Raw genomic sequence first — 12022 nt, 5'->3', positions numbered from 1 at the left:
GTCACGATCATCGCGCTCGTTTATCAGTTCGGTATTCAGGGGTTTTTCGTCGAGATGCGTGGCGGCGTCGTGCTGCCGATCGCGGTGTGGCTGGCGTTCATGGGCAAGTGGCACCGCCGAAGCCAGGTGACAACGACGGCCGAGTGGATGGTGCTCCGCTTCGGCAAGGGCGATCAGGGCAAGGTCGCCAGGTACACGGCCGCGCTGACGTACCTCGTCATCACTGTGCTGATGGTGACGTTCTTCCTAATGGCGGCGGCGAAGTTTGTCGCACAGTTCATCGGGGGCGTCGATCCGACGTTGGCAGCGGTCGTGTTGGCGGCGATCGCGCTCGCGTACACGTTGGCCAGCGGCTTGTACGGCGTGATCTGGACCGACGTGTTCCAGGCCTTCCTCATCGGCGGCTTCGCGATCTACGTGGCGGTGATGGCGTTCGGCGTCGTGCCGGAGATCACGCCAGAGCAATGGCCCGGAGCCGCGACGAACACCGCCTGGCCGCAGATGTCGCTCGATGGCAGTGACTGGGGCAATCTGTTCTGGCTCGCACTGCTCTTCTTCGCCGCCAAGGGCATCCTCGAGGGTCTGGGCGGATCGGGCGGCAGTGCGTACATGGCTCAGCGCTACTACGCGGCCGGGAGCGATCGCGACACGGTCAAGCTCAGCATGCTCTGGGCCGCGCTGTTCACGTTCCGCTGGCCGATGGTCATGGGTTTTGCGGTGCTTGCGATCCACAACGGCATCGGTCAGGACGATCCCGAGGCGATTCTCAGCGGGTTGCTGCTGGGCGACCTCTTCCCCGCCGGCATCCGAGGCCTCGCCGTCGCGGCCTTGCTCGCGGCGAGCATGAGCACGTTCGACTCGACCATCAACGCCGGGGCCAGCTATGTCGTCAAGGACCTCTACAACCCGCTGTTCGGAACACGTGTTATCAAAGGCGAGTCAGCGACTCAAGATGACGGGCGGATCTTGGGCTACGCGAGATCGATTGAGCCCGATGACGTGTTGGTCGATCCGAAGAAAGAGGTCTACGTCGGCTACGCCGCCAGCGCGATCATCGTCGCGGTCGGGCTGGTTATCACGCTCACGCTCCTGCAAATCGGCACGGGCGTCGTCGACATTTGGGTCGGCATCGTCGTCGCGTTTTTCCCGGGGTTCCTCGTGCCGTTCGCACTGCGTTGGTTCTGGAGCCGCTTCAACGGCTACGGCTTTGCGGCGGGTGTGCTGGCAGGTTTCACGACGAGCCTCGCCCTCTGGCTCAACGGCCGACTCGGCGTCGTCGCGTTCGATCCGGCGACGAAGGACGCCTTCGAGATCGGACTGTTGCTTGCCGCGAGTGGGCTCGTGTCGGTTGTCGTGGCACTCACGACCGCGCCGACGCCCGAGGCAACACTGCGTCGGTTCTACGACCAGATTCGCCCGTGGGGCTTGTGGCCGACGGGTTGGCGTTCGGCGATTGATCGCGAGGACGGCACGCGCGACGTGGTGCGTCTCGTGGTCGCGCTCGTCTGGCAGGTGACAATGTTCCTTCTGCCGATGCTCGCCGTCCTTCGCGAATGGCAGCAGATGATGGGCGTCGCGGCCGTGTGGTCGGTCTGCTCGCTCTACCTGTGGTTCGACCTTCGACGATCACGGTCGGTCGTCGCGTCATAGCGAGGGCCAACGCGTCACTCGTCGTCATCTTCGGCGAAGAGTGAACTCACAGCAGCCGGCAGCGTCGTGCCGAAGTTGGACCGCAGGATGCCGAAGTCGGCAAGGTCGACCGCCCCGTCGTAGTTGAAGTCGGCCTGGCTGAAGAGGGCACCGGAGGTGAGGCCGAAGTTCGCACGGAGGATGCCGAAGTCGGAAAGGTTCACGGTCCGGTCGCGGTTGGCATCGCCCGCGAGGACGAAGAAGGCGTCGCTCACGTCAGCCTCCAGCGTTCGCCCGACGAGGTCCGTCAGTGCGGTCGACGCGATGTCGACGTCGTAGTCGCCGTCAGCAGGAATGCCGTTGGGACTGTTGAACGTCACGACAACGGTCGAGCCGACGAGCTCGACGGTCACGTCGGCTTCTGCGACCGCCTGATTGGTCAGCCGGTTGAACAGGCCGAGATCGGTGGCGGTCGGAACGGTACCGAGCGGTTCGGAGAGCTCGATGACCAGCTGCGGCGTTGCAGCGTCGACCTCGTAGCGGACCTCGAGCACCTCAGGTGCGAGCGCGTCGAGCGTGATGAGGGCCTCCTTCGCCGGATCGGTTCCCGCGGCCGGATCGATCGGGTTGATCTGATTGGTCGCGATGACCTCCTGTCCATCGAACGTGATGAGGGCGACGTTGCGAATCTCCGTGCTGTCGGCCTGACCTTCGTCGGCCTCGACGAGAAACTCGATGAAGCCCTTGCCGCGACCGGTGCCGTCTTCTGGCGGAAGGAACCCGGTGATCGCGTCGGGCGGAAGTCCGGAGCCGGCGTCGATCGCCTGGAAGCTGACCCGCATCTCGCCGGTCCCCGTGTTGAAGAACGCGGCGACTTCGACGTCAAAGGTGACGCCCGCGAAGGTCATCTCCTGCGTGGCAAAGAAGCTGTCCGCCCCGGCTGGTGCAGTGAGGAGGAAGTCGCCCCAGCCGACGCTGGTGAACTCGAACGTGTCGTAGTCGAACCGCGCATCGAGCTGGTCGACAACATCGACCCGCTGCGCCGGCGCGGTCGCGATTGCCTCGTCGGGCGGCGTGGGCTCGGTGCCCGGGCCGAAGTTTTCGAAGTTGATGCGATAGGCGAGTGCGACGTCGTCGCGGACACGGCCTGTCTCGCCGGCACCGGGGCCGATTTTGTCGTTGGGGTCGATGGATCGTGTGCCATCGACCGCGCCGCCAGCACCTCGTCCGCCATTTGGTCCTCGAAGTCGATCCGCGATTCGGCTACACCGACCGGTCGTCGGAACGCCACCGGGTACAAGTCCGAGTTGAACGAGTTGCCGTGAGCCGGCTCCCCCAAAGCCACATCCAGCCGCAGCAGCGGCGGCGAAGCCTGGTCGCGTGTCCTCATTGACGAGGAACAAGGCACCAGCCGCTTGGCCGGCAGGAGCTGGGATTACTGTTGTCGCAGCACTTTCGATCACCGTCTGGGTGGTCGATGGAGCGCGCCCATTGATATCTATGAAGTTAGTTGGCGCGTTGAAGCCGTAGCGATACAGGTTCAAACCGCCCAGCAAGCCGATTGGATCTTCGGAGAGGTAACGGCCGAGTGCAGACTCGTAGTACCGGGCTCTGCCGTAGACGAGCTGACCCGTCTCCATCGAGAGTCCAGCACTGCCGACGAAACCGAAGTCCGAAGAGACAGTTCCTGTCGACAGAATCGTGTCGCCGAACGGTGTGTAGTTGAAGCCAGCGTCCAGCGATCCCGACGGGTCCGTCCATCCGATGACGGACAACGTGCCGTCTCTCTCCGCAAAGAGACTGCCCTGACTATCGACTGCATTCGCGAGGAGGTTGCCGTATCGATATTGAGTCGTGTTGGTTCCACCGTCAGTTTCAGCGACCACGCTGCCGTCAGCGTTGAACGCGAACAGATCTACAAGGTAGCTCGTCACGTCGCCGTCGCGATCGGCCAGGACGCGGTTGCCAGCGGCGTCGTAGGTGAACGAGCGCGTCGAAGTCGGTGTGACCAGGCCGACGAGTCGGTTGTCCGCGTCCCAGGTGTACGTGTTGATGCCGTCGCTGAGAAGATTCCCGTCATCGTCGTAGAGGTACGCGACACCGCCGACGGTGGCGTACTGGTTCATCGCGTCGGCGGCGTAGAGGGTCTCGACGCCGTTGACGAACGTGCGTGTGCGGTTGCCGACGGCGTCGTACTCGTAGACGAGTGTCTGGTCGGGAAGGACGAGCGTGTCGTTGCTGACAAAGTCGGCCGAGACGAGCTGACCGGCAGCGTCGTAGCCGTAGGTCCAGGTGCCTTCGGGCGTCACCTGCGACGTGCGGCGATCGGCGATGTCGTAGGTGTAGACGTACTCGGCTCGGACGCCGCCGAGCGTGTTGAGGTGGCTGATGCGTTCGAGCCGACCCTCGGCGTCATAGGCGTAGACCGATGCGGTGCCGTTGGCCTTGTCTTCGCGAGTGAGTCGACCGGCGTCGTCGTAGGTGTAGTCGATGACGACGTTGCTGCTGCCGTCTTCGAGTTGGTCGATGCGACCTGCGTCGTCGTAGACGTAGACGGTCGTGAAGCCGTCCTGATCTGCGATCGACTCGCGTCGCCCGTCCGCGTCGTAGGTGTAAACCAGGAATCGGCCATCGGGTTGGTCGATGCGGGTGACACTGTCGTTGGTCGCGCTCGCGTAGGTGTAGGTGGTCGTACCGAGGAGCGAATCGACGACGGTCGTGACACGGCCCGCCGGGTCGTAGGTGTAGTCGAAGGTTCGGCCGTCGGGTCGTGTCTCGCGTGTGACCTGGCCGGCGGCGTTGCGGTCGAAGGTGATCGCGTCGCGTCGGCGGTTGATCGACTCGACCACTTCGCCCGTCGTGTCGTAGTCGAAGCTCGCACGCGTGCCGTCGGCCCGGGTGATGTCGGTCAGATTGCCGTCGGCGTCGTAGGCGTAGTCGATCGCGTTGCCGCGTGCGTCGATGAATCGTCGCAGCAGCTCGTCGGGGCCGGCATATTCGAAGCGGGTCGTCGCACCGAGCGGGTTGATGATCTCAGCAAGGTTGCCGAGGCGGGTGTAGTCGAATCGGGACGAGACGCCGTTGGCCTCGATGATCTGGTCGACGCGGCCGAGGTCGTCGTAGCGGATCTGCGTGGCGTCGCCGCCACCGTCGACGAGGCGGAGGACCTCGCCGAGACTGCCGAACCAGGTTTGCGTGGCGATGCCTTGGGCGTCGGTTGCCGTGACGACACCGACGTCGTCGTAGCTGTAGTCGACGCGTTGGTCGTCGATGCCGAGGAATGTCGCCGCCAGCTTGCCTGCCGGTTCGTACTCGAACGTTCGCGTGACGCCGTTGTCGTTGATCGTCAGAAGGGCGTTGTCGAGGCGTCGGTCGCCGGATGAGTAGGTGTAGCTGGCGATGCGGCCGTCGCTGGTGGTGACGCTCAGCAGGTTGTCGCCGGACGCGTCGTAGCCGTAGGTCGTCGTCCGGCCGAGCGAGTCGACGATGGTCTCGACGCGGCCGTTGGCGTCGTAGGTGAAATCGAGGAAGCCGCCGCTGGTGTGGTCGAGGCGATAGAGCTGATCGGCGATGTCGTAGGTCGCAGTGACGGCGTTGCCGTTGCGGTCGGCGACGCTACTGAATCGGCCAACGGCGTCGAACGTTGTAACGCCGCCGTCTGGCGAGGTGAGGGTGAAGTCGCTTCCGCTGACGCCGCCGAAGAGAACGCGAGCGTCGCCGGTCAGCGAGAAGTAGCGTCCCGGGAATCGGCCGTCGGGCTCGAAGCGTCCGTCGATGACGCCGCCGCGGAACAGGTCGACATTGCCATCGGCGTCGATGACGAGCCGCGTGTCCCAGTCGGTTCGCCAGCCGAAGCCGTGCGGGCCGGGCGTCTGTCGCGACTCGATGCCGTCGAGGAAGGTTCGGCTGTAAAAGAGTTCGATCTCGCCCGGAACCGGTACGCTGACGTCGGCAGTCTGCTCCAGCACGGCCAGTGGCGAGAGTGACGCCGAGGCCTGAAGTACCTCGAAGTTCCACAACTCGGCGATGTCGTCGGTCGGCGTGCCGAGGCGGTCGAGCTGTCGAGCGTTGGCCGAAAGCGTCTGGACGTAATCGCCCCAGGTCGGGCCGATCTGAACTTCGAGGTTGTCGACGGTGGCCTGCCAGGCGTCATCGGTGAGCCAGCTCGGCTGGCTGTTGAGACGGATGTCGGCGTAGTCGATGGCTTCGGTGTTGTCCTCGTCGAAGATGCGGACTTCGAACTCGAAGACGTTGTCCGGGCTCGATTGCAGGAAGCCGACGAAGTAGACCGGCACTCGGACGACCTCGCCAGGATGCAGCAGGCCGGCCGATTCGCCTTGGGCGAGGAACGAAGCCGTCAGGTCGAAGCCTTCGGGGATCACGTCGCGGCCGACGGTGCTCCAAAGGCCGGAGGCGAATCGTTGCTCATCAAGCGTCAGCAGCGGCTGTTCATCGAAGTTTTCATCGGCTGACTGAAGCCGGAGAATCGGTGCGGCGATCGTCGTGTTGCCGGCGTTTTCGTACTCGACGAAGAACGTCGCCGGCACGCCAGTGGGGCGGATGGCGTTGGGCAGAATCAGTCGCGTTTCGATGTCGCCGGGCTCGTCGGCGAGGACCTCGAACGCCTCGGCAGCCGTCGTCGAACCACCGCCGGGTAAGGTCACAACGACGTCGTAATCGCCCAGCGGAGCGGCCGTCAGATCGACGTCGGCAACGAGCCGGCCGAAGGTGTCGACGGTGACCTCTGTCGCGGCGATCGTCGTCGAGCCCTGCACCAGCGACACCGTCGTGCCCGAGACGAAGCCCGCGCCTTCGACGACGATCTGCGGCGTCGCGTTGGTCGCGTTGCTGCCGGGCGTGACGCGGTCGATGAAGGCGTCGGCGACCTCGGCTGAGGCAGTCACGCTGCTCGTCCCCGCGGCGGCTTCTGTCACCAAAAGCACGAACCAGTCCCCCGACGCGGCGACGGGGACGAGCAGCTGCTGATCGGCCGACGGGTTATCAATCACGAAGTCGAAGTCGCGGCGCGTCGGGGCCTCGCCGAAGCGGGCGTAGAGCACATTGCGGTTCGCATCGTCGGCGTCGTCGATCGTGACGCGGAGCGGCTGAGCGTCTGTGATCGGGACACGGAAGAGCGTCGCATCGCCGGTGCCGGCGGTCGGTTGATTGACGGTCGTGCCGGGCAGAAGGTCGACGACGGAGGTCTTGTTCAGTGCGAAGCGATAGCCGCCTTCGCCGAGGGCTCTCCCGCGAGCAATGAGTGCGTACTCGCCGGTCTCCGTCAGGTTGACGAGGCCGCTGCTGGTATTGATCTCGGTGAAGCCGACGAAGCCGTTGGGCCCGAAGAGATCGAAAACGACGTCGCTCGACGCGGCGGCGCTTAGGTCGAACTGCACCTGATCGCCGGCAGTCGCGGTGAAGGCGTAGCGATCGACGGCGAATCGCGTCGGGAGCGTGCCGGTGGTCGGCGTATTCCACGTCAGCGGTCGCTCGACGACGCTGGCGTTGAAGACGGTCAGGACGTAGCTACCGGTCTCTGCCGGATCGGCCGGGCTTGCAGAGACGCGGACGCTGTACGTGCCTTCGGTTGGGAGATCGACGCCGGCGATCACGATCGACGTGTTCGCGCCGGTGACGTCGTTGTCGCCGCTGGCGATGACGTTGCCCAGCGGATCGACGATTTCGACCTGCGCGTTGCCCAGCACGGGTGGCAGCGGCACCGGCGGTTCGGTCGGCGAGCCGGGATTGAGCCCGAGCGTCACCGCCTGGCCGGCACGCCCGAAGAACGTCCAGGTGTCGACCTCCGCATTGACCGCGATCTCACCGGTGGTCGGCGTGTTCAACGGAAGCGGCCCGCCGTCACCGACGAGCGTCACGGTGCCATTGATGACGTTGCCGTCAATCTGGGTGTCGCGGGCGTAGAGGTTGAGGCCGTTGAGGTTGAGCGTGCGGCTGGGCAGGACGACGAGTCGGTCGACGTACATCGCCTCGTTCCCCGAGCCTGGGCTGTTGTCGAACGCGTCTGCGAGGTTGGTGACGGCGTTGACGAGTCCGACCTCGAACGTGTTGACGACGAAGTTGTTCTGAAAGCCAGCTGCTGTTGCGCCGCGGTCTTGGCTGGCGACTTCGATGCTCGAGCCCGTCGACACCGCTTGCCGTGGACGAAGGGTGCCGGCGAAATCGAAGTCGTCGCGGTTCGTCGTCCGATTTTCGAGTCGCTCCTGCGGCTCAAGCACAGCACTTGCGGCGACTTCGAGTCGGCGTCCCGCTGGAACGATTAGGTCGGGCCGGAAGCGTAGCTCTCCATCGAGAACCTCGAAGTCGCCTCGATTGTCGAAGGCGGACGTGTTGAACGCTCCGAGCTGCGCGAGGCCGCCACCGACCTTGCGAAAAAGGCCCTCATTCACGAACGGTTGATTGCCCAGATTGAAGATTCGTGGTCCGCTGATGGTCCATGACGCCTCCGGGGCGACGCGCACACTGCCGCCCGAGCCGAGGCTGAGTGTGCCGGTCTGCGTGACGTCGCCGAGGACTTCGAAGGGCCGCGCGATGGTCTGGCCAGCGAACGTCGCGACGGCGTCAGGGCCGAGCGTCATCGTCGCTGGGCCGGTGAACGTCCCGGTGTTGACCGTCATGCTCTCCGTGAACGTGACCGGAGCAGAGCCACCCAACTCGCTCGCGCCGTTGAACGTCAAGCTGCTGAAGGTCTGCGGCTGGTCAAAGAAGATGCGGCCGCCATTGGCGAAGATCGGGCCGGTGAAGTCGAGCTCTTCGACGAAGAATGTCTGCGACGCACCCTGGAACGTCGCGACGCCTTGCGGCGAGATGCGGTTGCGGAAGATCGTCCGACCGCCGTCGATGTCGAGGGTGCCGTTGATCGCGATAGTGCCTGCCGGGAAGTCCTTCGTGAACGCGGCGCTGCCCGTCGTGCGGAAGGTGCCATCGACGTCGACGAAGCTTCCGGGTTCGAAGACTTGTGTCGCTCCACTGAATTCGACCGTGCGTCCATTGGCCGTCGTGATGATGCCGCCGGCCGCGTTGCGGAAGCCGCGCGCGAACTCGACATCGCCGCCCGTGACGTCGACCAGCCCAGCGTTGACGAAGCCGACGCCGCCCGGAAAGTCGACCCGTTGCTCGGCTCCGGAGTCTTTGCGGAATGTCCCGAGGTTGTCGAAGCGTGCGCCGTCTCCGCCAAAGCCCGAAAAGAGCCCGCCGTTGCCATTTGAGACGAACTCGCTGCCGACGTCGTTGAGGAAGTCGACGCCGGCAAGTGTCAGGCTGCCGTTGGTGTGGGTTAGCGTGCCCTGGTTGACGAACCGTGTTCTCCACGTGCCGCCGTTGAAGACGTTGCCGGCGGCTGTCGGGGCAAGGGTGACAGTGCGTCCATTGCCGCCGAAGAGTTGCCCGCCGCGGAAGGCGAAGGCGTCGGTCACCGTGACATCTGCGCTGCCGCCGACGTTGCCCAGGATGTCCAAGACCGAGACGGTCGATGTCGTGTTGAGGTTCAGCGTCCCGGCATTGATGTCGATGACGGACGGCGCGGGGTCGTTGAGGTTGAGCGTTCCCGCTTCTTGCACGTAGGTGCCGGTGATGGCGAAGGTGCCGGCAGGGAAGGTGCTCGTGGTTCCGTTGTAGAAGAAGTCGCCCGCACCGCTCAGTGTGGAGCCGGGTTCGATCTGAAAGGCCGTCCCGCCCGATCCGTGACGCAGCACACTGCCGTCCGGCACGTCAATCGTCCCGTCATTGCGGAATGGCCCCTGACGCAGATCGAGCGTGCCCGACTCGACCTCGATGATGCCCTGGTTGTCCAGCTCCTGTTCAACCAACGAAGTGCCACCGAACGTCTTTTGAATGAGGCCTTCGTTGAGGATCTGGCCGGGGGAGAAGAGACCCGCCACGCCACCAACTCCGCGAAGTTCAAGCGTTGCGCCGGGCGCGATGTGCAGAAGCGATGTGGTCTGTGAGACGTTAAAAAATCGGCTCGTCGTCGTGAGTTCGCCTTCGACACGCAGCGTCCGGCCAAGCGTCTTTGCCGGCGAGAGTTCCGGGTCTACGACGCGTCCGGTCGCGCCAGGCGCGAGAATCGTGGCTCCGCCGGACGCCATGTTGCCACGTTCCCAGAGCAGGTCTTCCGTGATGGTTAAGTCGCCGGCACCGCCGAGGATCCCATTGCTTCTGATTTCGAGGCCAGCCGTCGAGGAGGTGGAATTGATCGTCAACGGGTTCTGCAGGCGAATCGTCTCATCGCTCACCAGGCTGTTGATGGATGCAGGAGTGAAAACGGTAACGGTGATCTCTTCTGGCACGTCGATGATCGCGTCGTCGCCAGGGCCTGGAACCATGTCAGGATCCCAGTTCATCGGGTCGTTCCAGCTTCCGTTTCCAGCGCCTCCATCCCAGATGAAGGTCGCGAGCAGCTGTCGGCGCTCAAGCGTCTCCATCGTCGCTCGTTGGAGCCGTCTGCCGGCGTCGCGACGCATGCGTGCACGACTCAACTCATCCCGTACGGCTTTGTCGTTCTTCATGAGAACCCCAGACGCCCATGTCGAGGGCGTCTTGCTGCGAAAAACACATCTGCGACGCCACCCCTTGCGGCGTCACCACTGCGAACCTTGCCAAAGTGCTGCTGCTGCTGCAACCCCTCTGTTTAGAGGAAGTCAGCTATCCGCCCGTGACACTCGCTAAAACCGCCTGCACATCAGGTCGACCGGCGGCCTGCGCGTGCAGCGTCGAGCCGCCGGCGTGCGCGTCGATGTCTGTCTCGGATCCCGCATCAATCAGCATCTGGACGACATCGACGTAGACCGGATCGTCACGCCGACAGTGGACCGCACCGTGGCACGCCCAGCTCAGGACGGTCGCGCCGTGCGAACCGTCACGCGCTTCCAGGTCGCATCGGCCGTCTTCGAGCAGCATGCGGACAAGCTCCGGTCGGCCAAACCATGCGGCGACATGGAGCGCCGTCCCGTTGTCCAGGCCGCGGTAAGGCAGCGTCGGGTCGAATCCGAACTCGAGCATGAGCCGGACGGCATCGTTGTTGCCGCGTCGAATGGCATCGCCGAGCAGGGCGTGGTCGGCCGTCTCGAGCGATGGCAGCTCTTCAGCGTCGGCGGCCTCGCGATCACCGCGTGCGGCTGCCGCGAGGAACCGCGTCTTCGCATCGGCGTGTTCGCACAGCAACGCGAGCATGTCCGGCGTCTCGGCCGCAAGGTCCAGTGGCGAGAGGCCGTAGCCGAGAATCCACTGATACATCGTGCCGCTGGGCACGCGGTTGTAGCCGTCGTGGCCGATGCGATGGCCCGAGACCTTCGGGTTCTCGTCGAGCTGCTGCCGGGTTCGCTCCAGGTCGCCGAGGAAGACGGTCGCGAAGATGTCCGGCGTCGCGCCGCGCTCCAGCAAGTGCCGGGCGACGTCGGGGTGGTCCTTCAAGAGATATTGCACCGGCGTCGACGTGTGATCGGTGCACCGCGCGTCGATGTCCGCCAGCCGGTCGAGCAACAGATCGGCGATGGCCACGGTGCCCGCCCAGTGCAGCGGCCGCTTGCCGTCACCGCCGCGCTCGTGGACGCGATGCGGATCAGCATCGAGCATCGCCGTCAGTTCGTCGGTCCAGCCGAGCCTCGCCGCGACGTGCGGCGTCAACGTCGCGCCGCGCGTCAGCAGATGCCGCACCGTCGCCTCGTCGGTCTGGTCGAGCACCGTGAACGGCCCCTCGCTCCAGTCGCTCGCCAGATTCGGATCGGCCCCACGATCGAGCAGCACGTCCAGCGTCGGCCGATGCTTCACCGCCGCATGCAACGCCCGCCCACCGAAGTAGCCAATCGGCTCATTGATCAACCCCGCAACGTCACCGTCGGAGTCCAACAACGCTGCCAACGCCTCGGCGTCTTGGGCGTTGATCGCATCGACAAACCGCTGCTTGGCGTCGCTCACCACCGACCCTATGACGCGAACGACGGAGTCATTCGCCGGACAGCTTGCAATCGTCGGGGAGTACCCAGGACTGGATTCGAACCAGCACGTCCGTTTGTTTGGACACTACCACCTCAAGGTAGCGCGTCTGCCAATTCCGCCACCTGGGCATCGGGGTCGGGCCGGCAGTCTAGCCGAGGCGCGGGCTCGCGTCGAACCGTCTATCGGGGCGTTGTTCCTTGGCCCAGCTGATCGGGACATTCGTCACGTTCGGCAGAAGTGGCGGGGCCCTTATGCTGCTTCGTATGAGGACGGACACGCAGGCAACCAATGGCAGCGTGGGCGGCAGCGCTCCACCGGCAGTTGGCACGGTTCGAAAGCGGACGAAGAAGACGAAAGCCCCACCGAGCCCCGTCACGCCCGAGTCCGTCCGCCGATCGGCACTGCTGTTTGAAGTTGGTTGGGAAGTCTGCTGGCAGCT

Annotated in this window: 3 protein-coding genes and 1 tRNA gene; 1 reads left to right on the top strand and 3 read right to left on the bottom strand. The window is 64.7% G+C overall.

What is annotated here, in order from left to right; genetic code table 11:
* A partial coding sequence (locus AAGI46_11525) for a hypothetical protein (protein ID MEM1012835.1) occupies positions 1 to 1650 on the top strand: 1650 nt, incomplete at its 5' end.
* 14 nt (positions 1651 to 1664) lie between these two features.
* Here the strand turns inward: AAGI46_11525 and AAGI46_11520 are convergent.
* The 3 genes from AAGI46_11520 to AAGI46_11510 form a co-directional block, all read right to left on the bottom strand.
* Positions 1665 to 10154, bottom strand: coding sequence for an RHS repeat-associated core domain-containing protein (locus tag AAGI46_11520; GenBank protein ID MEM1012834.1), 8490 nt, complete (start codon positions 10152 to 10154; stop codon positions 1665 to 1667).
* A gap of 136 nt (positions 10155 to 10290) precedes the next feature.
* A complete protein-coding gene (locus tag AAGI46_11515; GenBank protein ID MEM1012833.1) occupies positions 10291 to 11562 on the bottom strand; it encodes an ankyrin repeat domain-containing protein in 1272 nt (423 codons plus the stop codon).
* 61 nt (positions 11563 to 11623) lie between these two features.
* A tRNA-Leu gene (locus tag AAGI46_11510) sits at positions 11624 to 11711 on the bottom strand.
* Positions 11712 to 12022 lie beyond the last annotated feature (311 nt).

It is taken from the genome of Planctomycetota bacterium, assembly GCA_038746835.1.
Lineage (GTDB): Bacteria > Planctomycetota > Phycisphaerae > Tepidisphaerales > Tepidisphaeraceae > JBCDKH01.
This window is presented reverse-complemented; position numbering and strand designations above follow the sequence as displayed.

Excerpts from the sequence above, each read along its gene's own strand:
- AAGI46_11520 (MEM1012834.1), bottom strand. The coding sequence starts at position 10,154 with ATGAAGAACGACAAAGCCGTACGGGATGAGTTGAGTCGTGCACGCATG.